The organism is Gardnerella sp. C0026F2, from assembly GCF_056590715.1.
Window position 1 is genome coordinate 1 of record NZ_JBWPWR010000001.1, and the last position, 26,642, is coordinate 26,642.

Consider the following 26,642-nt stretch of genomic DNA (forward strand, 5'->3'; position numbering starts at 1 on the left):
TGGCGTCAGCGTTGCCAGAATGGTGATGTTTGGACGCATGGTAGGGATAAGAAGTTTGTGATTCAGTTTGAGCTTCGCGATTCTTACTATAATCATCGTGGCGCCGGTTGGCTTGGTGCTCCTGTTGCTGAAGAGGAGAACATGGGTGACGGCTGGTGGCGTCAGCGTTGCCAGAATGGTGATGTTTGGACGCATGGCACAGACAAGAAGTTCGTTATCATGTTCAATCTTCGCAAGGATTATTACAAGCGTGGCGGCTTCGAAAAGCTTGGCGCACCTGTAGAAGACGAACATAATGATGGCAATGGCTTATGGCGTCAAAAGTGTCAGAAGGGTGTTCTAGAAGCCAACTGATAGCATTTGGCTCCATGCAATAAAAGCATCTGGATTTGTGTATTGTATTTCATTCGCAGCTTCTGTGTGATTGCTAAATACAAGCAAAAATCCTAATACTATCGTTAATGTAGTGCATGCAACGATTAGAGTTTGAATAGACATTTGGTTCCTATTCAATTCGATATTGTTGCATGCATTTTCTTTATCTAATTGCAATTGCGCATCTTGATTAGCTGAGCAATTTCTTCTAGCAAAACCAATAGATGCAATAATCATAAGAATTATTATGGAATCGCAATAATAACGGTAAAGACTACCACCTAAGCAGTAGTTTACGTAGATTAACATAATCGAGAATGTTATTCCGCTTAAGCACATTATGTATTCGATTTTTTGCATGTACTTGCGTCTTATTAAGAAAATGCCCCAAATAAGTGGTATTGATAGCAGACCAAATGTCATGTGATTAAAGAAACTATTTCCATAATCCGAAATGTTTGAGCTGGTTATTTTAATATACGGGAATTCCGTATCTATGCTTGGTGGCTTTATAAAGAAGTTTATTAACAAGTCTTTGATTCTTAGAGGGTCAAAGGTTATACGATTAAATCGCAAATCAAAATTTGTTAATTGTTCTTCGTTACCAAAGTTAAAGAATGAACCAAAACGCAAGTAGTTATATACTAAGATTCCAGCAAACCCAGCTATTGCAGGCGTTAAGAAGCTTATTGCGGCGCCAGCTCTATTGATTATGCTTCTAGAGTTGTTAAATAGTAGTGCAATAAACAGTGGGGCTATAAACGCAACTGTGGAAATGCAAGAATTTGGTCTACAGCCGCATTGCAAAGCTAAGCTTAATCCAGCTAAAGCAAATAGGGCGTATTGTGCAACGCTGTTTTTAAGCCTTACAGCTTTTAGTGATGCATACACAAATAGCGCTCCAAATAGCATTGCGCTTACCATAGGCATGTAGTAAATCGATGCAGATGCTTGCAGATAAAAAACAAGGCACCCAAATGGTAAGGCTGCTCCTATAAGCAGCATTGAGCAGTAGTTTATTTGTATTTCAAAGAATGTTATTATTTCTTTCCACAATGCAAACAGTACTGGTATTGTAATTGCTGCAAATAATGTTGTTACCATTATTGCGCTCGGCATCCAAGCTGGGAACAAAGCGTTAAACGGCAAATAAGTTAAAATAAACGGTACTATTCCAAAGTAGCAATAATATTTGCCATTATGCAGCACAACATCCCATATTGCAGGAGTTCCCTCGCGCACTAATTGCATTCTTTTGCCAATGCTAAATGGGTTTGTTGAATGCAATAAGCCATTTGGTGGATCTTGTAGCAAAGATAGCGATCCTTGTTTCCAAGCTTTTAATTGTTCTGTGTATGGGTTTCCGTCTATAAAATCATATTTATCATATGCGAGTGGGACGCGTATTCGATTATAAGTGTTTAATCGGAGCCAAATATACAGTGAGAATCCGGTTACTATTGCGCACAAAGCCCAAAAAATTATGGTTTGAGCTCGATCTCCTTGAGTATAGGCTATTTTGTGCCATTTTTTCTTACGTATAGTTATAATCGCGGATCCAAAAACGAATAATATAGCCCATTTTCCATAGCTTATGTGCAACTTGTATTTTGGATTAATTGTTATATTTTTAACAACGATTCCGTTTGGCGTTTCATTAAAGTGTAATTTTATTTTGTTTAGTTTTCCGTGACTTTCTAAACGTACTTTAGTCGTATTGAATTTTCCTGTTGTTATTTTAAATTGGCTAGCTAAAGCGTAGCCAGGAGCTACACCAAAGTCTTCTAATTCTACGCTTCCAGTTACGTAATAAACTGGTTTTGTTTGTTGTAGCGAAATCTCTAATGTTTTGCTGTACGTGTTTAAGTTTGTGAATTCTACATCTGCGCCATTTTTAGATATATGTATGCCGTCATTTTTGTATTTTGCATATATTTCATCACGGCTTGCGTTTGTAGAGTCTTCTGCTTGTTCAGTTTTTACTTCTTTTACTGTGTTTAAATTTATGCTTTGTGTTTTAAATCCTAATTCGGATGCTTGAAATAAGTTACTAAAAAACATTAGTATTATTAGTCCGCTTATAACAAAGCACACTATATACGGCAAATAAGTTTTTAGTTTAGGATTGTTTTTTATGACGGCTCGCACAGGTTGCTACTTTCTATTTCTTTTTATGTAATCAAAAAGGTTTACTTGTTCTATAAAACGTTTGCGCTCATTTTTGGCTAAAATCTCAAGAATAATTCCGGAAATAAAGAATAGTAATCCTGTAATAATTAGCATTACGGCACCAATTAGAGTAGGGAAGCGTGTTACTAGGTGTGTGCGCCAAAATTCTATGAATGGAAGCATGCATGCTCCTACTCCGCACAGTGTTATTATTACGCCAAGTGTTCCAAAGAAAGGCATTGGTTTGTATTCACGAATCATGTGAAAAATAGTTGAAAGCACTCGAATACCATCTCCAACTGTGTCTAGCTTGCTAACTGATCCTTCTGGGCGGTCTCGATACTGAATTGGCATTTCGTATAGTTTTATATTGTTGTTAAGCGAATGAATTGTCATTTCTGTTTCAACTTCAAATCCGCGCGAAAGTACAGGATAAGTCTTTACGAATGAAAAAGAAAAAGCGCGGTAACCAGTCATAATATCAGTTACTTTTGCGTGGAAAAGTGTGTTAATTGCGCCTCTAACTAAACGATTGCCAAAATTGTGGAATGGTCGCTTGTTTTCTTGAAAATATGTTGAGCTTAAGCGGTCTCCAATAACCATATCGTAGCCTTCAACGATTTTTGCAACCATATCTGGTGCCGCTTCAGCAGGATATGTGTCGTCGCCGTCTGCCATTACGTATACGTCTGCGTCTATGTCTTGGAACATTGCGCGAATTACATTGCCTTTGCCTTGTCTTGGCTCTTTACGAACCACAGCACCTGCTTCTTTGGCTATTTTTGCAGTATTGTCTGTTGAGTTGTTGTCGTACACGTATATTGTTGCTTCTGGAAGTGCCGCCTTAAAGTCTTTAACAACTTTTTCAATGGTGATTGCCTCGTTATAGCACGGCAGCAGCACTGCGACAGAAGTCATAATGTATCCCTTCATAGCTTTCAATGGTATGTAAGTAATTTTTAACACAAGACCACATTGCAATTTATTTATCATTGCCATATTACCTATTATTTTGGAAAAAATTGTCGTTTATGAATAAAATAATTGCTTTTAAATAAAAAATAATTATGGAAGAGTATCATATTGTGTCAGTAAAATCTAAATATTGAATAATATCAGTTTTGAACGTTGTAAAATAGGCGAATTATTGTGGATATGAGTGGCATGGAAAATAACAGTAACAATGAGACTTCTGTATCTGTAAGTTGCATGACTGAAAAAAGAAGTTTAAATGCATTAAGAAACGCGATTGGCTCCGCTTTAAGTTGTGTAAATAATGGTGCCGATATTGTTAAAACTACTTTAAAAAGAATACACTTATTTATTCCGCTTATTATTGTTCTGCTTTTGGAACTTGTATGGTTTAATTTTCCGTCTATTGAATCATCTTTTTTTAATCAAGCTAATGTTCAAAGTATTTCTAGTGGAACAGGAATTGAAAAGCTAGGGGATTCGTATGTTGCTAAAAGCAATGACAATCAATATATTCAGTTGCATTTTGGCAAAGCTATGCGCATTGAGAATATTTATCTTGACTTGCAGTCTTCAGTGCAAAAAACTGTAGATTTTAATGTTTATGCGTTGGACGGTGGCAATAGAAATTCTTACGTGCAAATTGCATCACAACCTGTTACTGCAAATTTAAATGATACAAAATACGTGCGTTTACATGCTGTAGGTAATGTCTCAGGATTGCGTATTAGTACTAATCTTAAAAAAGGCGATTCTTTTTCACTCAAAAATGTCGTGCTAAATCAGCATAAGCCTTTCCGTATTTCTATTACTAGGATTGGCGTATTACTTGTAATCGCTTATATCCTTTATTTCTTTGCACCTCGTTCTCGCATTTATAAAGAATCTTTAGATTTACGCTCTAGTAGGCAGAAACTTTTACTTGCTGCGTTTGTGATTGTTCAGTGCGTGATAATTGTTGGAATAACAAAGATTGCTGGCACTCAAAGCATGTTTAATGCTGGAGTGTGTAATAATGGTGGCTTTATTTGTGATGAAAATCAATATAACCATTTAGCTAATAGTCTTCTTAATGGTCATTTGTATTTAGATTTGCAAGTTCCTGATTGGTTGCCAAATATGAGTAATCCATATGATGCTGGTATGCGCTACGCAATGTCGCTTCAAACAAAACAGCCAACATATTGGGATTATGCGTTCTATAAGAACAATTACTTTACATATTTTGGAGTTATACCAGCACTTCTTCTCTATATTCCGTTTAAGGTTCTTACAGGTAATGATCTGCGAACAGATTACGCGGTTGCATTCTTTGCGGTTGCTTTTGCTATTTCATCTATTTATCTTCTTGTTCAGTTACTTCGTAGATTCTTCCCTGAGCGTTCACTTGGATTCTTAATGCTTTCACAAATCATTGTGTTAATGTCTAGCGGATTGCTAATTCAAGTGTATTTACCGAAAATATATTCTCTTCCTATGCTCTCGTCGTTATTCTTTACCTTTATGGGATTAGGATTGTGGCTTCAGGCACGAAAAGTTTCTGAAGGCACAGATTCTAATACTCTGTATTTGCGTAAATTGCTTCTTGTTGCTGGAGCAGTATGTATAGCTATGAATTTAGGGTGTAGGCCGCAATTTATTCTGGCGTCACTGTTTGCTTTCGTAATTTTTAAAGATGAAATTGTAAAATATCGTCTATTTTTCGCTTTAAAAAGAGAAAGTGTAATAAATACTCTGTGCGTAATTTTACCAATTGTTTTTATTGGATTGGCAGCATGTTGGTATAATTATGCGCGTTTTGGATCGCCTTTTGATTTTGGTGCTACGTACAATCTTACAGGTTTTGATATGGTTCATAGATCGTACTCATGGGCAAGAATTCCATGGGGAGTGTTGATGTATCTATTCCAACCTATTACATTTACGCCAGTATTTCCGTTTATTGAACAGTCTGTTCTTCCGTCCATGTTCCACGGTCAAATAATTATGGAACCATTTTTTGGCGGTTTGCTAGCGTATTCTCCAATCTGTGCAGCTGTAGTGTTGTATCCATTTGTAAAGAAGAATTTAAAGCAAAATAATCTTTCCGGATGGTTTAAGCTGAGCATAGCTCTTGCTGCGCTTTTGATTATTCTGGATTCTGAGATTGTAGGAATTTCTAGTCGATATTTCAGTGATTTTGGATGGCTTATATCTTTGTGCGCAATAATTGTTATTGCAAGTCTTGCAGATAGTCTTTCTTGCAAAAGTAGTGATACGGCAGACTTACTTGAAAATCATGATTATGCTAACGAATGTTTAGGTCTTAAAGTACTTCGAAAAGTACTTATTATTCTTGCAATGATAAGTCTTGCATTGTGCTCTTTGAACCTGATTTCTAATGGGCGCTATTCGGATCTTATCAATACGCGACCTAGTGTATATAGAAGCATTGAATCCTGGTTCTCGCCACTTATGTAAGTGAATAATTGAGTTGATATTCATGCAATTTGAAGAAGAAAATATGTTATTAGAACAAAAAAAATTAGTGCAAAAAGCAGAAAGTTCTGCGCAGTCTAAAATAGATTCAAAGCCAGGCAAAGACCTGCAAGTTGAAGTGTTGAGAATTGTGGCGATGCTCATGATCGTGGCCTGCCACATGATCATACATTTGAACATTCGTGCGCACAGTTTCAATATGGAACTTTTACCGGCTCCAGGCTTGCGTTCAGCGTTTAAATTCTTAGTCGTACAATACGGTCAAGTTGGTGTCTCAATCTTCTTTATTATTTCCGGCTACTTTTTATGCCGCAAAACCTTCCGCTACCGACGCGTTTTTGCAGCGTGGGCACAAATGTTCTTCTACTGCATTATCGTGCTAGCAGTAACTTTCGTAGTAGACTGCTTTGGTTTACTTCCGGAAAATTTGAGCAACTTACTTCACGGAAAAGAACTTGCCTACACGTTGTTGTGGAATGTGACGCCATTTACCTACCGAAGCTACTGGTTTATGAGCGCGTACTTAATCATGCTTATGTTCATGCCTTTTATCAACATTCTTATAAGTCACATGACTCAGCGCGATCATGCTATGCTGCTGGTACTTCTTGCGTCAATCTCACTTATTCCGCTATATTTTGGTAAAAATTATACTTGGAACGATATTATTTACGCAATTTTCGGATATTTAGCCGGAGCTTTTATTGCGCAGTACGGTAGCGGAATAAAAAAACTTACTACGAAGCGACTTTGCGCGTGCGTAGCAATATCTACCGTTCTTATGCTCGCTTTCGACTATGTTGCTTCGTCCGGGAATAAGTTTGTGCGAGTTCTTACGTGGGATCAGCAGGTCCACGGCGGCATCGGAATACTGCCAATGATTATTGCAATGTGTATTTTCATTCTCGTACACCGAATAAATATGCTGCGAATCCAAGGACTAGCGAGAACCGTAATTTTGCGCGTTTCCAAAGCAACTTTCGGAGTGTACCTTCTTCACGAGCACATGTTTATTTTCGTAGCGTTGTGGACGTTCGTGGCGTGGATGCTTCCTGCAGCATACTCAAGCGTTGCAGTTGCTATTATTTATGTAATTACTTTATTGTGTGTTTATGCGGTGATTTCTGCAGTCGCAATAATTTTAGATCTTTTAGTTAAACCGCTTTCTAACAAGATTGCATTAAAGTTGGAAAAAGTTGCGAATTGCGTATTTTTTGTGCATAAAAATGAACATAGTACCCAAATGGAATAATCAACTGATAAAATGTATATCTTGTGAAAAACATTGTAGATAAGTTGCGCGCAAGATACCACTATTCGTGGGTGGTTCTTAAAGAATTGGTAAAAACAGACTTTAAGTTGCGTTATCAAGGCTCCTTCTTGGGCGTTGCGTGGTCGGTTTTGCGCCCACTCATGCTGTTTTGCGTAATGTATGCAGTGTTTGCAAAGTTTTTGCGAATGTCGGATGGCACGCCAACCTATCCAGTTGTGCTTTTGCTTGGCATTAGCGCATGGCAGTTCTTTGGTGAGGCCACTTCGATTGGTTTGCGCGCGGTGGTAGACCGTGGGGATTTGCTGCGTAAAATCCATTTTCCTAACTACATTGTGGTGGTTTCGGCAACTGTTGGAGCGTTAATCAGTTTTGCAATAAATCTTGTTGTTGTTATTATTTTTGCAATATGCTCGGGTGTGCAATTTACATGGTGGCTGCTGCTAGTGCCGCTTAATTGTATTCAACTTTACGTGCTTGCGCTAGGAATAACCCTGCTTCTTTCTACAATGTACGTGTATTTTAGAGATATTGCACATTTGTGGGATGTTGCTCAACAAGTTCTTTTCTATGCTATGCCAATTATTTATCCACTTAGCATGGTTATTGGTAATAACTCTTTAGGAAGATGGGGAACGGTTATTGCAAAAGTGCAGTTACTTAACCCTATTGCACAATGTATTCAAGATTTGCGCCACAATCTTGTAGCACCTCTTACTCAGCCTACTGTGTGGAATCTTGTTGGGTCTCCGCTATTAATGATGGTTCCAGTAGTGCTAACTGTACTTTTGTGCGTACTTGGCGTATACACGTTCCGCAAGTACAATCGTAAGTTTGCTGAGGTGATGTAATGAGCGAGATTGAGTTGACAAATACTGAAAAAGAAGAGATGCAACCAGTCGTACTTTCAGTAGAACACGTAGGCAAATACTTTAAGCTACCAACCGAGCAAGCAAGCGGTTTGAAACAAGCGTTTATTAATTGGACGCGTGGAATTAAAGGATACAAAGAACAGCACGTTCTGCGCGATATCAACTTTGAAGTACGCAAAGGCGACTTCTTCGGCATCGTAGGCCGCAATGGAAGCGGCAAATCAACCCTACTCAAACTCATCTCTGGAATCTACGTACCAGATTCTGGCAGAATAAGCGTAAATGGCAAATTAGTGCCATTCATTGAGCTTGGCGTAGGCTTCAACCCAGAACTAACCGGTCGCGAAAACGTATTTTTAAACGGAGCACTACTCGGTTTTACGCGCGCACAAATCGAAAAAATGTATGATGATATTGTGCATTTTGCAGAACTTGAAGAGTTTATGGATCAAAAGCTTAAAAACTACTCTTCTGGTATGCAAGTGCGCTTAGCTTTTTCCGTAGCAATCCAAGCTCAGGGAGATATTCTCGTACTTGACGAAGTTCTTGCAGTTGGAGATGAAGCTTTTCAAAGAAAATGCGATGAATATTTTGCAAAAGTCAAAAAAGATGCTAACAAAACAGTTATTCTTGTTACGCACGATATGAACGCAGTAAAGCGTTATTGCAATAAAGCTGTTCTTATTAAGAATGGCGAAGTGATTGTTAACGGAGATAAAGACGATGTTGCAAATCGTTACACTCTAGAAAATCTTTCTAGCCAAAATGGCGGAGAAAGTGAAGATGGTTATGCTGTTGGCTTGAATGAGCGAGTGCCATTTATGCGCATTGTTCCTTTGAGTAAGCAGTTGCTTAATTGTAAAGAAAAATTCCGTTTTGCTGTTGAATATGAATTCAATGAGCCTGGAAAATATTTTATAGCTGTAGCAATGCACGATATAAAACGTGGAGGAATCACGTATGATTCTGGAGCAGATAAAATTGAGCTAGAAGGAACAGGAAGACAAAAAGTTGAATTTGAAGTACCTCTTAAAATTTTAAATAATGGCGAATTTAAGCTTGTTGCCTCTCTTCGTACTAGAAGCAAAACTGATCCTGAATTAACAGATATGGTTGCGTTTACTAACGACAGTAATTCGTGCATGTTTGCTGTAAGGGATAATCAAAATAAAGATTATGCACTGCTTAATGACAATGCAATGACTTTTACTTGCTTAAAGCATTGTAAATGCTAGCTTTATTTATTGCTGGTTTTATATGTGCTAAAGGCTAAAAAAGGGTGTTTTGGTAATGAATTTCTTTAATCTAGATGTTAATGCAAAAGCTTATATAGACTCTTTAAGCGAGCGTCAACGCAGGCTTATTGTGGGCGCTATAAACTATCATTCCCTAACTGCACCGTCTAGAACTTTGCAATACAAGATTTATATGGGCGAAAAATGGCAGTATCCTCGTTTAGCTGATTTCTCAGTTTTTGACGGTACTTGTACAAAAAACGAAGGATTGAAACCAATCGCAATTTTTAGTGCACAATCAACTGTTAAAACTAATAGCGAATACGCAAAAGAATTTTGGAATGAAGGCAAACTATTTAAAGATAATGGCGTTAGGTATTTGTTGCTGACACCAGATGATGCAACCGACGATGATGTGATGTCTCACTGGGCTTCTGATACGTTAAAGCAGCACATTTACAAAGAGTGTGAATTGCATGCACCTTCTATGTTTGATGTTGTTAGGGAAGTAATGCGCAAAAAACGCGAGTGTGATTCGAAGAAACTTGTTGAAGAGTATTGTCCTTGGAATAAAAAGAAGTTTTATTATGTTGCAAATGATCACCAAAGAGAAATTGCAAAACAAGAAAATTGGGATTTATCAAATATAAAAGATGCTAGATTGGACTGTATTTCTCCTGCTAAAAGAGTTGAAGGAGCTAAAAAAGCTATTATTATAGGTTTGCATTGGTTGCAAGCTGGTGGTGCAGAAAGATGGGCTGTAGAAACAATAAAACTTGCCAAAAAAGCTGGTTTTGTGCCAATTGTTATCACAGATAGAGACGGTCATCAGCCGTGGATTACAAAAGATTTCTGTGATGATGCACTTGTGTTACCGCTTACTCCACCAATTAGAGAATATTGGGCGGATGTTCCGCTCTTAAGATCTTTGTTTGAGCAATTTGACATTAAAGCAATAGCAATACACCATTGCCAATGGCTTTACGACCATATTTGGTGGGTTAAACAATTCTTCCCAGAAACACATATTATTGATTCGTTGCATATTGTTGAATACATAAATCGTGGAGGATATCCGCACGAAGCTGTAACGCACGATAAGTGGATTGATTTGCACCATGTTATTTCTCCACAACTTGAAAATTGGTTACATAATGTGCATGGTATTGAATCTTCCAAAATTATTGACGCTCCACTTATTGGTCTTACTGCTGGAATTGGAAACGATTGCGTATCGCCGAGAAAAAATAAAAATGTTCTGAATGTTGCTTTTGTTGGAAGAATTGCAAGACAAAAGCGCCCAGAAGCCTTCGTACTCGCAGCACGAGCGCTTAATAAACGATACCCCGGTCGCTTCCACTTCATCCTCCACGGCGACGGCGAACTTGACACCTTCGTAACAGAACTCATATCTCGCTACGGATTACGCGATATTATTGAACGACGCTCAATGAACATCCCGGCGCAACAAACCTACAACGACGCCGATTTGCTACTTATTAGCTCTGTAAACGAAGGAATAACCCTCACAACTTTAGAAGCGCTCGCAAGCGGAGTTCCAGTACTATCGACGGACGTTGGCTCGCAGCGAACCATTATTCCTAAACAAGCACTTCTACCGCGCATGACATCATCGTTCGTGCGCGCAACCGTAAAAGCTGTAGCGGCATTGAGCGAAAACGAAACGTCGCGCGCGCAACTGTGGAAAGAAGAAACCAAGCAACTCAACGACTTCGCCAAACTCGAGTCGGCCGACGCGCTATTTACCCGATTATTTGAAGAATGGAGCAAGTAATGTCAAATGCTCAAGTAGTGGATGCTAATAAATCAAAAGATAGCGTTAATGTTGCGGCTGTTGTAGTAACTTTTAACAGGTTAGAGAAACTAAAAACCGTATTGGCATCGTTAGAATCTCAAACGCGACTCCCAAATCAGTTGATTATTGTTAACAATGCTTCAACTGATGGCACAGATAAATATTTGCAAGAGTATACTCGCGATTTTGCGAATGGTCATTTGTGTAATCGAGTAAATCTTACTGTTGTAAATTTGCCGAAAAACGTGGGCGGCGCAGGCGGATTTAGTGCCGGCATGCGCAAAGGTTACGAACTAGGTGCTGACTTCGTGTGGATTTTCGACGACGACGGATATCCGCAACCGAATGCTTTGGAAAAATTACTTGAGGGCTTTAATACTGCGGTTGGGGAGCTTGGTCCGGACGTGCCGTACGCTTGCTCAATGGTGAAGTTTGTTGATGGATCAATATGCGAAATGAACAATCCAGTACCAACGTGGGATTGGGGAAGGCTTATTGCTAAAGGATTTAACAATCTCGTTATGGTTACAAGCTGCTCGTTCGTGTCGGTGCTCGTGCCAAGGTGGGTGCTTGAAAAGTACGGGCTGCCGTTTAAAGAATACTTTATTTGGTTCGACGACGCGGAATATACGTTGCGAATTACGCGCGTGTGCCCGGGAGTGCAGGTGCTTAACAGCGTAATCGTGCACGATATGGGCGCGAACAAAGGCGTAAACTTTACGATGATTGACGAAAAAAACGCGTGGAAATTTGCTTACGGCGTGCGCAACCAAGCGTCGTACCGTTTGCACCACGAAGGCAAGGCGAAATACTTGCTGTTCTGCGCAAACGTGATTCGACAAATGCGGCGCGGGCGTGTGGCGCGCAAGTTGCGTCGCAAAATGATTTGCCAAATGCTAAAAGCAATTAGATTTAATCCAAAAGTTGATTTTCCTAAAAATAAGTAGCGCAACAATTGAAGTGCTAGGTTAATGACTGGAATATGTTAATAACTGGAATAGCTTAATAAAGGGAATAGCTCAATAACGGGAATAGCTCAATAACGGGAATATATAAAGCATAATTTCAAAATAGACGTATTTTATAAAGGAATAAAATGTACGAAAAAGCAAAATCAACAAATTACCCGGATTTAGTAGTGGTGGGTGCCGGATTATTCGGCTTAACTGTAGCTCAGCAAGCAGTTGAGCATATGGGCGCTCGCGTTGAAATTATTGACGTGCGTAATCATATTGGCGGCAATGCTTACTCGTATTTTGACGAGCGAACGGGAATCGAAATTCACAAGTACGGTGCGCATCTTTTCCACACAAGCAATAAGCGCGTGTGGGATTATGTGAACCGTTTTACGTCGTTTACTAACTACGTGCATCGCGTGTACGCAACTCACGACGGCGAAGTTTACCCGTTGCCAATCAACTTGGGTACAATCAACCAATTCTTCCATGCACACTACACTCCAGAAGAAGCGAAGGCTTTGATTGCAAGCCAAGCGGGGGAGTTTGCTGGCAAAGATCCGCAAAATTTGAATGATAAGGGCATTAGCTTAATTGGACGTCCGCTTTACGAGGCGTTTATTAAAAACTACACAGCAAAGCAGTGGCAAACGGATCCTTCTGAGCTTCCTGCTGGAATTATTAAGCGTTTGCCTGTGCGATTTAACTACAATAATCGCTACTTTAAAGACACTTGGGAGGGCTTGCCAACGGACGGCTACACAGCTTGGATGCAGCGCATGATTGACGATCCGCGTATCCACGTTTCGCTTGGCGTAGACTTTTTCGACGAGTCGCAGCCGTTTAATAAGCGCGCGCTGGCGGAGGCTGGAGTGCCTGTAGTTTATACCGGTCCGGTTGATAGGTATTTTGACTATAAGCTTGGCGAGTTGAAGTGGCGCACTGTGGACTTTAAGGAAGTGCGTTACGAGGAGAGCGACCACTTTGGCTGCCCAGTTATGAACTATTCGGATGCTGATGTGCCGTTTACGCGCGCGATTGAGTTTAAGAACTTTAATCCAGAGCGTGAAGAAGTTGGCGGAGAGGCTAGTGGCGAGGCTAGCGGTGAAGCTGATTTTGTGCCTGGAAAGAGCGTGAAAGCTGGGGAAACTGTAGTGTGGCAGGAGTATTCTCGCGCTGCAACTCGCGACGATGAGCCTTACTATCCTGTGAATACTGATGCAGATAAAGCATTGTATGCGCGCTATGCGGAGCTTGCAGCTGCTGAGCCTCGCACAGTTTTCGGTGGTCGCTTGGGAACTTACAGCTATTACGACATGCACAACGTAATCGACATGGCTTTGCGCGCTTATGAATCGCAAGTAGAGCCGTTGCTTAAGTAGTCTCAACTTTCGTCGCCGCAAACATTTGCCGGGGATTTGGTTGTGGTTAGTCGCCTAGGCGCGCGCGAGTTTTGTGGGATTTCTCTCCTCGCACGTCCCGTCCTTCAGTCGCTTTGGCTGTTAAAGGTTTTACTGTCTGCTTTGTTCTTTAAAGAACGTTGCTCCATCAGTCCTCTTTTAGTGCTCGTAGAGAAATCCCCCAAACTCTGCGTGCTAACCATTAATAACCTCATTCAATCGCAGAGATTTTTCGATTTTTCTTCTTCGCTTGGCGAATCAGCAGCCTGCGGCTCTGACGTTCGCCGCGCTCAGTGCGAAAAATCTTAAATCTCACCTCGCTGGTATTCGGCAACTAAAGTTGCGTAATTAAGCTGCGGATGGTTTGGTGGGGAAGATTATTCTTGGTGTGTAACTTGCAGTAGCACTAATGCTAGTGTTCTCTAAACAACAAGTAATCAATGTTTGCAGAGCAGTACAGCAAAGCTACAGGAACATTTGCTGGGGATTTGGTTGTGGTTAGTCGCCTCGGCGCGCGCGAGTTTTGTGGGATTTCTCTCCTCGCAAACGACCTTTTCTTTACGCGTCTGTAAAATTTCTGCCGCTATTTAGCGGTTTTTCGACCGAAACTTTACACTCGCGTAAAGTTTCTGCCGTTTTTTGGCGCGTAGCCGACTTTTTCTTTACATGACTGTAAAGTTTCTGCCGTTTTATAGCCTTAATCCGACCGAAACTTTACAGCGTTGTAAAGTTTCTGCCGTTTCGGCGTGTCAACGCGCGTATTAATTTGCAATATCTCAAATTCGTGGTATTCTATTTAAGTTGTTTGCTTATCAAGCGATTTGGTTGTTAAGTTAACATTGGAGAATTCGCCTAGTGGTCTATGGCGCACGCTTGGAAAGCGTGTTGGTGTAACAGCCTCACGAGTTCGAATCTCGTATTCTCCGCGCCTAGGGTTTCTAGCCAATCGCTGGAAGCCCTTTTTTCATGCCGAAAACCCGATTGCCGCTTAACCTAATTTCGTCACTCAATTTCGTCACTCAATTTCGTCACCCAAATTCAGTGCCCTAATTCAGCGTAATGCTGCTCAACTTGCGCTTTAATAGGCTTCCATAAATCAGCGTGAGAGTCATACCACGATATTGTTTCTTGCAAGTCTTGCTTCAAATTGTTGTGCTTAGGTTCCCATTTTAATTGCGTTCGAATTTTCGTAGTATCTAGTGCGTAACGCCTATCCTCACCTATTCTGGGATTTACATACGCTATATTTGTTTCCGGCACGCCCATTAGTTGCATCAAAATCCGCAAAATATTTATGTTGTTAATTTCACAGTTGGCACCGATATTATATGTTTCACCGATTGTTCCACGCGTTAGAACGTGCCATATTGCGTCGCAATTATCTTCAACATAGATCCAATCGCGTATCGAATCTCCTACGCCGTACAATTTTGCTGGCATATTGCACATAATATTTGTAATTTGACGAGGAATAAACTTTTCAATATGCTGTCGCGGCCCGTAATTATTGCTGCTATTCGAAATAGTTGCGCGCAAACCGTAAGTTCTACACCATGCTTTTACCAGCAGGTCGCCTGCAGCTTTGCTTGCAGAATATGGACTAGACGGACAATATGGGCTTGACTCGTCAAATTTAAGCACGCTGTCAATAGGAAAATCTCCGTAAACTTCATCGGTACTTACTTGATGGAAACGAATATTATATTTGTGTGCAAATTTAATGAGTGTATGCGTTCCTAAAATATTTGTGCTTATAAATGGGTCAGAAAACTCGATTGCATTATCGTTGTGTGATTCTGCAGCAAAATTTACGATTGCGTCGATAGCAGGAAGTGTTGTTCCTTCTGCCGTTTTAATTGGATTATGCGGATCTAATAGCTGATCAACTATATTTTCGTCTCGAATATCTCCGCGAATAAAAGCGTACCGGTTGTTTGCAAAATCTTGAGGTAAGTCGTAAAGATTTGCCATATTCCCAGCGTAAGTAAGCAAATCAAGTACCGTAACAGCAACCGTTGTATGATGTTTAGCTATGTAATGCACAAAATTAGAGCCAATAAAGCCTGCGCCGCCAGTAACTAAGATGTTGTGTGGTTGAAAAGTATTACTGCTTGATGCGTAGTTGTGCATGTTACCGCCTTCATATGGCTAGTGCGTCGATTTTGTTGTTTAATACGCGCATTTTGAATTGTAATTTTTTAATACTATACATTTCTCTCGTGTGCGCAAGTAGAGTATGTTTCTCTAAAGTGTTGTTTATAAGCAAATTAGTTGAGTAGATGTGCAATAATTACTGCATGTTTGCTTGTTTTGGGGATGCGAGGTGAATCTAATAATGGTTAAGTTTTCTTGGCGTAGCAGTGCGCGTGATTTGGATTCATCAAATATTGGTGCTACTGGTGCATCTTCAACAAAAAAGCAACAATCTTCAAAATTGCAATCAACAGGTTCAAAGACTTTTGACACATCAAAAGCTGCAGCAAAAGCAATCGAAGGCACTCCAAATAAACCTAATCCAGCGTTAAATCATTCTACAAACGCTATTCTTGTAGGAATATTTTTAACTCTTTTAGGTGGCGCATTTTGGGGTGCAAACGCAACAGTTTCGAAAATCCTCATGTCGACGTATCACGTATCTCCTTTGCAAATCGCTTGCGTTCGTCAAATTGCTGCTGGCATGTTATTTGCCATTACTGCTGCAGCGTGCACTCCGCGAAAGCTTACTGGAGCAGTCAAATCTGGTCGCACATGGATTTCGATGGCGTTTACTGGCGTAGTTTGCGTGCTTCTTACGCAAGTTTCGTATTTATGCACTATTGATTGGACTAATTCTGGCACTGCTACCGTGCTTCAAAGCCTTAACTTACTGTTTGTTCTGGTTTATGCGTGTTTTCACGCTCGCCGCGTGCCAACTATGCGCGAAACTATTGGAGTTGTGTTAGCTTTTGCAGGAACTGCTTTAATGGCTACAGGTGGTAATCTTTCTTCACTATCTTTGCCTGTTATGGGTTTGCTTTGGGGTCTTGCAGATGCTGCGTCTACAGCTGCGCTCGCTATTATGCCTGTGAAATTGATTGCAAAATGGGGAAATCTGACTGTTAATGGCATTACGTTTATTATTTCTGGTTTTATTATGCTCCCGTTTGTGCGACCGTGGGAAACAATGCCTGCATTAGATTTGCGCGCTATGCTGCTTTTTGCTTTTACTGTTATTGCTGGAACTTTTGGAGCATATTGGCTGTTCTTAGAGGGCATTATGCGAGTCGGTTCAGTTCGTGGTACTTTGCTTGGAGCTAGCGAGCCTGTTACTGCTGCAATTACTGCTGTTATGTTTACTGGAGCTGTTTTTTCGTGGGCAGATTTTGTGGGATTCGGGCTTATTTTCGTAATGATGATTTTGCTTTGCAAACGTAGCGCTTAGTAATTTTTAAAGTAACGCATTAAAATAAAACGCTTGTTGTGTCGTACGAGGCGTACAAGCTGCTAAAATAAAAAGCGACTATGTCGCGCAACACCAGTTTGCAAACGGGAAGGCAATTATGTCAACAATTCTTGAAGGCAATCCAAAAAAGCAGATGATGTTAGTTACGGGTCGCGCATACCCAGAGCTTGCTAATGAAACTGCACAGTATCTTGGTATTGATGTGCTTGAGACTACTGCCTACGATTTTGCGAATGGCGAAATGTATGTGCGCTTTACTCAGCCTGTTCGTGGTTCAGATGTGTTTGTGCTTCAAGCGCATACTACTCCTATTAATAATTGGATTATGGAACAGCTGCTTATGGTCGATTCTTTGCGACGTGCATCTGCTCGCAGTATTAACGTGGTTGCGCCGTTCTTTGGATATTCTCGCCAAGATAAGAAGCATCAGGGACGTGAGCCTATTACTGCTCGCTTAATGTTTGACTTATTCCGCGCTGCTGGTGCCACGCGCATTTTGACTGTCGACATGCATGCAACTCAAGAACAAGGCTTCTTTGACGGTCCGGTTGATCATTTGACTGCGATGCCTGTGCTTATTGATTATGTGCGAAACTCTATGAAACTCGATAACGCAACTATTGTGTCTCCTGATGCTGGACGTATTAAAGTTTCTGAGCAATGGGCTGCAAAACTTGGAGATTTGCCTCTTGCTTTTATTCATAAAACGCGCGATATTACGCGTCCTAACCATGCTGAAGCTCATGGCATTATCGGTGAGATTGAAGGGCGCGATTGCATTGTTGTAGACGATATGATTGATACTGCTGGCACTATTTGCGAAGCTGTACGCACTCTGCGTGAGGCTGGAGCAAAATCTGTTACTTTGGTTGCAACGCATGCTTTACTTTCTGGGCCTGCTGTTGAGCGTTTGAAAGCTGCTGGAGTTCGCGAAATCATTGTGACGGATACAGTTCCTGTTCCTGAAGAGAAGCGTCTTGATAATATGACAGTTCTTTCGATTGCGCCGCTTCTTGCTGCTGGCATTCGTTCCGTGTTCCGCTCTGGATCGCTTGTGTCGCTTCGCAACGCACTCCCGGAAGATATGAAACAGCATAATATTTACGCATAAAGCGCATAAAGTTTATAAGAATGTATAAAAACGCATAAAATATAAAATTAAACACATAACCGCATAATTCGCGTTAATGCATAAACTTTATGCATTAACAACGGGTTCAAAACGGCAGGAGGCAAATATGGTCGCCAATAACACAACAGCAGTTGCAGAAAATAATGAATCGCACGAAGCGTTGCAATCTGATGCTTCCAGAGCGATTATTACAGTCGTCGGCTGCGATACCGTTGGTATTATCGCGAAAGTTACTTCTCATGCTGCCGAGCATAATGTAAATATTTTGAATATTTCTCAAACAATTGTCGATGGATTCTTCAACATGATGATGATTGTTGACGTATCTACTGTTGATTGCGAATTTGGCGACTTCGCTGCAGGATTAGAAACGCTAGGAAACGAAATTGGTGTGCGTATTCGTTGCCAGCGCAGCAATATTTTCACTGCAATGCACAGAATCTAAAACTCGTAGCAATCTAAAGCAATCTAAGTAAACGTAAGGAAGTACACAATGCTCAACCTGATGGAAGTAAGCGAAACTAATTCGATGATTGAGCAAGAACAGCTCGACGTTCGCACAATCACCATGGGAATTAACCTACTAGATTGCGCTTGCGAAAACTTGCAGGACGTTTGTAACAAAGTTGAGGAAAAAATCACACGTCTTGCGAAGGATTTAGTAAAAACCGGTAACGATATTTCGCGTGACTACGGAATTCCGATTGTAAACAAGCGAATTACTGTAACTCCGATTTCGCTTATTGGAGCGTCATCTTGTAAAAAGCCTGAAGATTTTGTGCAAATTGCGCACGCATTAGACAGAGCAGCACACACTGTTGGAGTTGATTTAATCGGCGGATATTCCGCGCTTCCTGCAAAGTCGATGACTGCAGCAGAACGCATGCTTATCGAGTCGCTTCCACAAGCCTTAAGTGAGACGGAAATTGTGTGCTCTTCCGTAAACGTTGGCTCAACGCGAACCGGTATAGACATGGATTGCGTAGAGCTGCTCGGACGCACGATTAAAAAGATTGCTGAAGCTACAGCTGAAAACGATTCTTACGGTTGCGTTAAATTCGTGGCTTTTTGCAATGCTCCGGACGACAATCCGTTCATGGCAGGCGGCTTCCATGGTGTAACTGAAGGCGATGCTGTGATTAATGTTGGCGTGTCTGGTCCTGGCGTTGTTTCGAGTGCACTTGATGCTGCTAAAGGAAAAGACTTTGCTTTTCTGTGCGAAACTATTAAGCGCACTGCGTTTAAGATTACTCGCGTAGGTCAGTTGGTTGCACAAGAGGCTTCTCGTAGGCTTGGTGTGCCGTTTGGAATTATAGACTTGTCGCTTGCTCCAACTCCTGCAGTTGGCGATTCTGTTGGTGAAGTACTTGAGAAAATCGGTTTGGATCAAGTTGGTGCTCCTGGCACAACTGCAGCGCTCGCTATGTTGAACGATCAAGTTAAGAAGGGCGGCATTATGGCAAGTAGCTATGTTGGCGGTCTTTCTGGAGCGTTTATACCTGTTTCGGAAGATGCAAATATGATTGCTGCTGCGAAGTCTGGCTGCTTGACTATTGAAAAGCTTGAGGCAATGACTTGCGTTTGCTCAGTCGGTCTTGACATGATTGCGATTCCTGGAAATACTTCCGCTGCGACGATTTCTGGCATGATTGCGGATGAATCTGCAATCGGCATGATTAATCAAAAAACTACCGCTGTGCGAATTATTCCAGTAATTGGAAAAGGTGTAGGCGAAATGGCGAACTTCGGTGGATTAATGGGATACGCGCCGATTATGCCAGTAAACCAAACAAGCTGCGAAGCTTTCGTAACTCGCGGTGGACGTATTCCTGCTCCAGTGCACAGCTTCAAGAATTAGCCACATTTTCGACTTGCTTTCGTGCTTTGCGTCGCAAGCGTCGCGTCTGGCTTTGAGCTTGATGTGCAAGTTGTTAGCTAGCTTTTAGTACGAGCGCATTTTGCGCAATGCATTGTGCATTATCGCAATGCGTTGTGTATTATTGCACGCTAATTAGCACAGGTTCGCTATGCAAACCTTGTACTTGTTTATGCTCAATGCGCAAAACGTAAGTTCCGCGATTCACTTTCGGCAAATCCTCATCAGCGGTGCAGCCTTTGCCGGAAGTGGAATTAGTGTTCCAAGTAATTTTCTTCTCAAAATGGTCGCCTTTTGCCATAAGAAGAGGTCTCAAAGTCATATCACATACGTCTGAACGCCATACTGCGTGGGATAAGTAGTCAACACTCTTACTGGCGTCTTTAAAGTCTTTGCTGTCTTTCTTTTTATTATCTTTAGTTGCTTGCTTACCTTGCGTAACTTCTTCACTACTATTAACAGTTAGAACAGCATTCATATCCGATGCGTCAATAAGGCAAGAAGAGTTTCCTTCGTACACAAATCGTTCTGTCAATTCAACGCTACCGCCCATAGGAACAGTTTGCGACTTAGTAGAAAGCTCAAGACGAATATCTTTATCAGTGCAATGAGGCGTTAAGCCAACAGGACGAGGGTCTGGCACTGGTTGACGAACAATAGTAACTTCATGACCGGCAATCGCTTTACCAATAGCGGCAATACCTTTACCCAAGCTAATAACACAAAATATTGCCAACATAATCAAAAGCAATAAAGCAATACTGACAACAATCCTGCGGCGACGATACATTCTTCGTTTTGCTGCAGTCATGTTGCGTACGGGCTTACGCACGGGTTTGCGCATCGGGTTGCTAACCGATGTTGTGCTCGCATTGCGATGCGGCTTACGTGGTGACGTAGTTGGCATTGACATATTTACCATTGTAATACATAAGTCGATGAGATGAACTGTACTCACTACACAAGGTAGACTCACATACAAAGTAATTAAGTTGTTAATTAAAGAGTTACAAAAGCAGCGTAATTAGTTAGTTACTTAAGGTAGTGCTAAAGTGCCATCCGGCAATATAGTGATAAGACTGTCATGATCGAGCGAAGCAATGCATTTGTCAAGTTGCGTTTGATTTGACCATAAATTGTTGATCTCGCAACGTTGCAATACCTGCTGTTTTTTATGTGCTTCACGCAATGCCTGCAAAATAATGCCGCGCACTTGCCGATTAGTGCCGGCAAAATGTTGCTGTGGGCGGGTATGGCAGCCAAGACCTGGAAATCCAGCAGCTTTGAAACGGCACCATGTTTGCAAAGGGCATGTAGTGCATTGCGGAGATCGTGCTGTGCAAATGGTAGCACCAATTTCCATAATTGCCTGATTCCAAACGGATGAAGTGCAGGTAGTGTTGGTGGTGTTAGTAGCGTTAGCAGTGGCAGTAGTAACATGATTATCTTCCGGCAATACTGCTGCAGCAAGCTCGCGGTCAGATTGCGTTGTGCTGCCACCATGCGATTCAGTTCCAGTAAAAGCGCGCATAAGTACGCGGCGAATATTTGTATCAATCACCGCAACGTGCTTGCCATAAGCAAAGCTGAGTATTGCACTTGCTGTGTAATCGCCTACACCTGGCAAGGCAATAAGTTCTTCATAGGTGCATGGCAGCTTATTGCGATATGTTGTTGCTACAACTTGAGCACAAGATTGTAAACGTAACGCGCGTCGAGGGTAGCCGAGGCGACCCCAAGCTGTAATAATTTCAGCACTCGTAGCGTGAGCTAGTGATTGTGCATCTGGCCAAGTCTGCATCCAAGTGAGCCAATAAGGTACAACACGGCTCATTTGCGTTTGCTGGCTCATTACTTCACACACAAGCACACCCCAAGGGGTAGTGTGCCCAAACCTCCAAGGCAAATCGCGTGCACAACTATGCCAAAAAAGTGCAACATTATCGCGCGTAAGTGTTGCCATTTCGCGCAATGACTGAGAAGTTTCTTCGGTGAGATGTTCTTCAGGAAGAGATTGTGAATCTTGCTGCATGCTTAATTATGTAAACGTCGTATGCTTTCGTGATTACTTTCCGCCTGTAAAACCGAGCTGCCTCCACGCTTCATACACTGCAATAGAAGCGCAATTTGTAAGATTCAAGCTACGAAGTGACGGGCGCATAGGAAGACGCACCTGCTCTGCCACGTGTGGACCAGCCATAACATCCATTGGATCAGGAATATCTCCTGGCTCTGGTCCAAAAAGCAGAATATCGTTCGGCTTATATTCAATTTCAGTGTAAAGTTTCGTAGCATTCGCAGTAAACGCAATAATTCGCGAATTCGGCATTGACTCAACTAAATTCTCAAAATTTGGGTGCAAAACAACGTGAGCCATATCGTGATAATCCAAGCCTGCGCGACGTAATTTAGTATCGTGCAAATTAAAACCAAGCGGCTCAACCAAGTGCAAAATAGTGCCAGTTACAGCGCAAAGTCGAATTGCGGAACCTGTATTTCCTGGAATACGAGGGGAGTAGAAGCAAAGGTGAGGAGTGTGCGTTTCTGCGCGCGCAGCATCGTCGGCGCTGAGCATTGCATCCATAACGCTAATTGGATTTCCGTGAGCGTCGGTTACGAGCTCGTCTGGGCCATAGTTTGACTTGCGGTAGCCGTACTCGTACATTTGCTCTACGCGGCTTGCTGCTGCTTTGTGTGCTTCGGTTTGCTTTTCGGTTTTTTCTGCTGCTTCTTGCGTATTCTCGCTGTTATTCATGCTATTCCTTAGCTTTTTAAGTATCTTTACGTAACTTCGTAATCGTAACGTATTTAGTTTACTCGCAACTTGTATCGTTTAATGTGGCGCGAGTTTTGGTGGGGCGAAAAGTCCGGAGTTTTTGGTAGAGTGGGCAGACTGTGTAAGGTGTGTCATATAGCGGGCATGCTCATGGAACCGAAGAAGGCGCCCGCGCATCGCAACTTGCTTATTTGGCAGTTTCGTTTGCCGCGATTTTCTTTAGTTTTTCAAAGATTAAATAGTTAACTAGCGAGTGATAAAGGAACGTCCATTGGCTGCTGAACAAGCTATGACGAGCACCACGAAAGTCATCGCACGTGCTGACGAACATGATATTAAGTTGCATAAAGCGTCAGATCGTGTGAATTTTGGCTCCATTTGTGAGCCTATTGATGTGCCATACCTCCTCGGCGTGCAAACCGACAGCTTTGATTGGTTGATCGGTTCTGAACGCTGGAAGAAGCGCGTTGCAGAAGATGAAGCAAACGGAACTCACACCGTGCCTCATGTTTCTGGTCTCGACGAGGTCTTCCAGGAGATTTCCCCAATTGAGAACTTTGCTGAGACGATGAGCCTCACATTCTCTGATCCATACTTTGAAGAGCCACGTCACACTGTGCTCGAGTGCAAGGAAAAGGATTACACCTATTCTGCTCCACTTTACGTGAATGCTGAGTTTGAAAACGGCGAAACCGGCGAAATTAAGAGCCAGACTGTTTTCATGGGTGATTTCCCATTGCAAACTCCACACGGCACCTTCATTATTGGTGGCACCGAGCGAGTAATCGTTTCGCAGCTTGTGCGCTCTCCAGGTGTGTACTTCGACCGTGCACAAGATCGCACTTCCGACAAGGATGTTTTCGGTGCGAAGATTATCCCAAGCCGCGGTGCATGGTTGGAATTTGAGATCGACAAGCGCGACGTTTTAGGCGTTCGCGTTGACCGCAAGCGTAAGCAGTCTGCAATCGTATTCCTTATGGCAATCGGCATGACGAAAGACGAAATTGCAGATGCTTTCCAAGGCTATCCACTTGTTTTGGATGCGCTCGCAAAAGAGCCTATCGAAACGCAAGACGATGCACTTACCGACTTGTATCGTAAGATTCGCCCTGCAGATACTGCAACTCCAGAAGCTGGCCGCAATCTTCTCGATTCCTTCTACTTCAACACAAAGCGTTACGATTTGGCTCGCGTTGGTCGCTACAAGATCAACCGCAAGCTTGGTCTCGAAGCAGACTACGGCGATCGCAGCTTGAACCGCGAAGATATTATCGCCACTATTAAGTATTTGGTAACGTTACATTCCGGCGAAAAAACCTTCCCAGGTAAGCGCGACGGTCAAGACGTGCAGTTGCGCGTTGACGTTGACGATATCGATCATTTCGGCAACCGTCGTATTCGTCAGGTTGGCGAGCTTGTGCAGAATCAGCTTCGTACTGGTTTAAGCCGCATGGAGCGCGTTGTGCGCGAACGTATGACAACTCAGGATGCGGAAGCAATTACTCCACAGTCCTTGATCAATATTCGCCCAGTAAACGCAACTATTAAGGAATTCTTCGGAACTTCCCAGCTCAGCCAGTTTATGGATCAAAACAATCCATTGGCAGGCGTTACGAACAAGCGTCGTCTTTCCGCACTCGGTCCTGGTGGTCTTTCTCGCGATCGCGCTTCTATGGAAGTTCGAGACGTGCACCCATCCCACTTCGGACGTATGTGCCCAATCGAATCCCCAGAAGGTCCAAACATCGGTCTTATCGGTTCTTTGGCAACCTTCGGACGTATCAACCCATTCGGCTTCATCGAAACCCCATACCGCAAGGTTGTGAATGGTCACGTAACTAACGAAGTCGAATACATGACCGCAGACCGCGAAGCTGAGCACGTTATTGCACAGGCAAACCAGGAACTCGATGAAAATGGCAACTTCGTTGGCACTCAAGCACTTGCTCGTGTGGACGAAGAAGAAGCAGTCGATGTGCCTGTAAGCACTGTAGATTACATGGATGTTTCCCCACGTCAGATGGTTTCCCTTGGTGCTTCCTTGATTCCATTCTTGGAGCACGATGAAGGCCACCGCGCATTGATGGGTACGAACATGCAGCGTCAGGCTGTGCCGCTTATTAAGTCGGAGCGACCACTTGTTGGTACCGGCTCTGAATGGCGTGCAGCAGTTGATTCTGGCGACGTAATCTTGGCTGAAAAGCCGGGCGTAGTAACTTACGTTTCTGCAGATATTATTCGCGTTATGAACGACGATGGAACTCAGTCAAGCTACAAGCTTTCCAAGTTCCAGCGTTCTAACCAGACTACTTGCTACAACCAAGTGCCACTTATTAAAGATGGCGAGCGTGTTGAAGCTGGTACAGTTTTGGCAGATGGTCCTGCAACCGAAAAGGGTGAACTTGCATTGGGTAAGAATTTGCTCGTTGCATTCATGCCTTGGAATGGTTACAACTACGAGGATGCTGTGATTATTTCTCAGCGTCTTGTGCAAGACGATACGCTTTCTTCTATTCATATTGAAGAGTACGAAATCGACGCTCGCGAAACCAAGCTTGGTTCCGAAGAGATTACTCGTGACTTGCCAAATGTTGGCGAAGATGCAATTGCAAATCTCGACGAGCGCGGCATTATTCGTATTGGTGCTGAAGTCGAAGCTGGCGATATTTTGGTTGGTAAGGTAACTCCTAAGGGTGAAACCGAGCTTACTCCAGAAGAGCGTTTGCTCCGCGCAATCTTCGGCGAAAAGAGCCGCGAAGTGCGCGATACTTCTTTGCGCGTGCCACACGGCGAAACTGGTACTGTGATTGCAGTTAAGGAAATCACTCGTGAAGACGCTGAAGACGACGGTGACGAGCTTCCAAACGGCGTGAACCAAATGATTCGCGTTTACATCGCTCAGCATCGTAAGATTACGCAAGGCGATAAGCTTTCCGGCCGTCACGGCAACAAGGGTGTTATTTCCCGCATTTTGCCAGAAGAAGATATGCCATTCTTGGCTGATGGTACTCCAGTTGACATCATGCTTAACCCGTTGGGCGTGCCTTCTCGAATGAACTTGGGTCAGGTGCTCGAGCTTCACTTGGGTTGGATTGCTCACGCTGGCTGGGATATTAACTTGGATCCAGACTTGGAAGCAGCTTGGAAGAAGTACGTGCCGCAAGGTGCTGAGCATGGCGATCCATGCACTCCAGTTGCAACTCCAGTATTCGACGGCGTTCGACCAGAAACTTTGAAGGGCTTGCTTTCTACAACACTCGCAAATCGCGACGGCGACAAGCTTGTTGGTTCTGACGGTAAGGCAACCTTATTCGACGGTCGTACTGGCGAGCCATTCCCGAAGCCAATTTCTGTGGGCTACATGTACATTTTGAAGCTGCATCACTTGGTTGATGATAAGATTCACGCACGTTCCACTGGTCCTTACTCCATGATTACCCAGCAGCCGTTGGGTGGTAAGGCTCAGTTCGGCGGTCAGCGCTTCGGCGAAATGGAAGTGTGGGCGCTCGAGGCTTACGGTGCTGCTTACACATTGCACGAAATGATGACTACGAAGTCTGATGACGTCGACGGTCGTGTGCGCGTGTACGGTGCTATCGTCAAGGGCGATAACCTGCCACCAGCTGGCATTCCTGAATCATTCAAGGTGTTGCTTAAGGAAATGCAGTCGCTTTCCCTTAATGTTGAGGTGTTGAACGCTGAAGGCGTCGCAATCGACATGAAGGATGAAGAGGACGACCCAGTTTCATCTTCCGACGATCTTGGCTTCAACATTGGCGCTCGACCAGATTCGTCCGCCAAGGAAGATCAGATTGCTGTTGAACCTGAATACCAGTGATTCGGTAACTGATTTGCTAATTAATTTAGTAACTG

The 26,642-nt window shown here is 42.6% G+C and carries 18 protein-coding genes, 1 tRNA gene and 1 pseudogene; 14 read left to right on the forward strand and 6 right to left on the reverse strand.

All coding sequences use genetic code 11. The features are described 5' to 3' along the window. A pseudogene (locus AC1EK3_RS00005) lies at positions 1 to 354 on the forward strand (glycoside hydrolase family 25 protein); the annotation flags it as partial. Here AC1EK3_RS00005 and AC1EK3_RS00010 read toward each other — a convergent pair. Both AC1EK3_RS00010 and AC1EK3_RS00015 read right to left on the reverse strand, forming a co-directional pair. Then, positions 340 to 2,436, reverse strand: a complete 2,097-nt coding sequence (locus AC1EK3_RS00010; protein ID WP_480033353.1) for a hypothetical protein — start codon at positions 2,434 to 2,436, stop codon at positions 340 to 342. The pseudogene AC1EK3_RS00005 and the gene AC1EK3_RS00010 sit on opposite strands and share 15 nt — an antisense overlap. Positions 2,437 to 2,529: 93 nt before the next feature. Next, positions 2,530 to 3,462, reverse strand: coding sequence for a glycosyltransferase family 2 protein (locus tag AC1EK3_RS00015; protein WP_103013904.1), 933 nt, complete (start codon positions 3,460 to 3,462; stop codon positions 2,530 to 2,532). Positions 3,463 to 3,699: 237 nt separating this feature from the next. Between AC1EK3_RS00015 and AC1EK3_RS00020 the strand changes: the two genes are divergently transcribed. The 8 genes from AC1EK3_RS00020 to AC1EK3_RS00055 all read left to right on the forward strand — a co-directional run bounded on the left by AC1EK3_RS00020 (position 3,700) and on the right by AC1EK3_RS00055 (position 14,469). Further along, positions 3,700 to 5,976, forward strand: coding sequence for a hypothetical protein (locus AC1EK3_RS00020; RefSeq protein ID WP_480033352.1), 2,277 nt, complete (start codon positions 3,700 to 3,702; stop codon positions 5,974 to 5,976). 43 nt (positions 5,977 to 6,019) lie between these two features. Beyond that, on the forward strand, positions 6,020 to 7,246 hold the full coding sequence (locus AC1EK3_RS00025) for an acyltransferase (RefSeq protein ID WP_480033351.1): 1,227 nt from the start codon (positions 6,020 to 6,022) through the stop codon (positions 7,244 to 7,246). 23 nt (positions 7,247 to 7,269) lie between these two features. Further along, positions 7,270 to 8,115 carry an ABC transporter permease gene (locus AC1EK3_RS00030; protein WP_415687855.1) on the forward strand — a complete coding sequence of 282 codons (846 nt, stop codon included), beginning with the start codon at positions 7,270 to 7,272 and terminating at the stop codon, positions 8,113 to 8,115. Continuing rightward, positions 8,115 to 9,371 carry an ABC transporter ATP-binding protein gene (locus AC1EK3_RS00035; protein WP_480033350.1) on the forward strand — a complete coding sequence of 419 codons (1,257 nt, stop codon included), beginning with the start codon at positions 8,115 to 8,117 and terminating at the stop codon, positions 9,369 to 9,371. Before AC1EK3_RS00030 ends, AC1EK3_RS00035 begins: the two co-directional genes overlap by 1 nt. Before the next feature lie 55 nt (positions 9,372 to 9,426). Beyond that, a complete protein-coding gene (locus tag AC1EK3_RS00040; RefSeq protein WP_480033349.1) occupies positions 9,427 to 11,166 on the forward strand; it encodes a glycosyltransferase in 1,740 nt (579 codons plus the stop codon). After that, positions 11,166 to 12,134 (forward strand): glycosyltransferase family 2 protein, encoded by a 969-nt coding sequence (locus tag AC1EK3_RS00045; protein WP_480033348.1) that lies wholly within the window; start codon positions 11,166 to 11,168, stop codon positions 12,132 to 12,134. Before AC1EK3_RS00040 ends, AC1EK3_RS00045 begins: the two co-directional genes overlap by 1 nt. Positions 12,135 to 12,283: 149 nt before the next feature. Further along, the gene (locus tag AC1EK3_RS00050; RefSeq protein WP_480033347.1) at positions 12,284 to 13,525 is read left to right on the forward strand and encodes a UDP-galactopyranose/dTDP-fucopyranose mutase family protein; all 1,242 of its coding nucleotides are present in this window, start codon (positions 12,284 to 12,286) and stop codon (positions 13,523 to 13,525) included. Between the two features lie 859 nt (positions 13,526 to 14,384). Next, positions 14,385 to 14,469 (forward strand) — tRNA-Ser (locus AC1EK3_RS00055). Positions 14,470 to 14,581: 112 nt separating this feature from the next. On the opposite strand, the gene rfbB is transcribed toward AC1EK3_RS00055, so the two are convergent. Continuing rightward, entirely contained in the window at positions 14,582 to 15,673 is a 1,092-nt protein-coding gene (rfbB, locus tag AC1EK3_RS00060) for a dTDP-glucose 4,6-dehydratase (protein WP_480033346.1), read from the reverse strand. 205 nt (positions 15,674 to 15,878) lie between these two features. Between rfbB and AC1EK3_RS00065 the strand changes: the two genes are divergently transcribed. The 4 genes from AC1EK3_RS00065 (at position 15,879) to AC1EK3_RS00080 (ending at position 19,975) form a co-directional block, all read left to right on the forward strand. After that, entirely contained in the window at positions 15,879 to 16,964 is a 1,086-nt protein-coding gene (locus tag AC1EK3_RS00065) for a DMT family transporter (protein WP_480033345.1), read from the forward strand. Between the two features lie 118 nt (positions 16,965 to 17,082). After that, complete coding sequence (locus AC1EK3_RS00070) at positions 17,083 to 18,096, forward strand: ribose-phosphate diphosphokinase (RefSeq protein ID WP_391495984.1); 1,014 nt, start codon at positions 17,083 to 17,085, stop codon at positions 18,094 to 18,096. Between the two features lie 127 nt (positions 18,097 to 18,223). Further along, positions 18,224 to 18,562, forward strand: coding sequence for an ACT domain-containing protein (locus AC1EK3_RS00075; protein ID WP_421789607.1), 339 nt, complete (start codon positions 18,224 to 18,226; stop codon positions 18,560 to 18,562). Between the two features lie 48 nt (positions 18,563 to 18,610). Continuing rightward, entirely contained in the window at positions 18,611 to 19,975 is a 1,365-nt protein-coding gene (locus tag AC1EK3_RS00080) for a DUF711 family protein (RefSeq protein ID WP_480033344.1), read from the forward strand. 139 nt (positions 19,976 to 20,114) lie between these two features. On the opposite strand, the gene AC1EK3_RS00085 is transcribed toward AC1EK3_RS00080, so the two are convergent. From AC1EK3_RS00085 to AC1EK3_RS00095, 3 genes are all read right to left on the reverse strand, one after another. Next, positions 20,115 to 20,900, reverse strand: a complete 786-nt coding sequence (locus tag AC1EK3_RS00085) for a peptide ABC transporter permease (protein ID WP_480033365.1) — start codon at positions 20,898 to 20,900, stop codon at positions 20,115 to 20,117. A 129-nt stretch (positions 20,901 to 21,029) separates the two neighbouring features. Then, positions 21,030 to 22,025 carry an HhH-GPD family protein gene (locus AC1EK3_RS00090; protein WP_480033343.1) on the reverse strand — a complete coding sequence of 332 codons (996 nt, stop codon included), beginning with the start codon at positions 22,023 to 22,025 and terminating at the stop codon, positions 21,030 to 21,032. 33 nt (positions 22,026 to 22,058) lie between these two features. Then, positions 22,059 to 22,748 carry a tRNA (cytidine(34)-2'-O)-methyltransferase gene (locus tag AC1EK3_RS00095; protein ID WP_391495981.1) on the reverse strand — a complete coding sequence of 230 codons (690 nt, stop codon included), beginning with the start codon at positions 22,746 to 22,748 and terminating at the stop codon, positions 22,059 to 22,061. Positions 22,749 to 23,058: 310 nt separating this feature from the next. Here AC1EK3_RS00095 and rpoB point away from each other — a divergent pair, with 310 nt between their 5' ends. Next, positions 23,059 to 26,607 (forward strand): DNA-directed RNA polymerase subunit beta, encoded by a 3,549-nt coding sequence (gene rpoB, locus AC1EK3_RS00100; RefSeq protein ID WP_391496487.1) that lies wholly within the window; start codon positions 23,059 to 23,061, stop codon positions 26,605 to 26,607. Positions 26,608 to 26,642 lie beyond the last annotated feature (35 nt).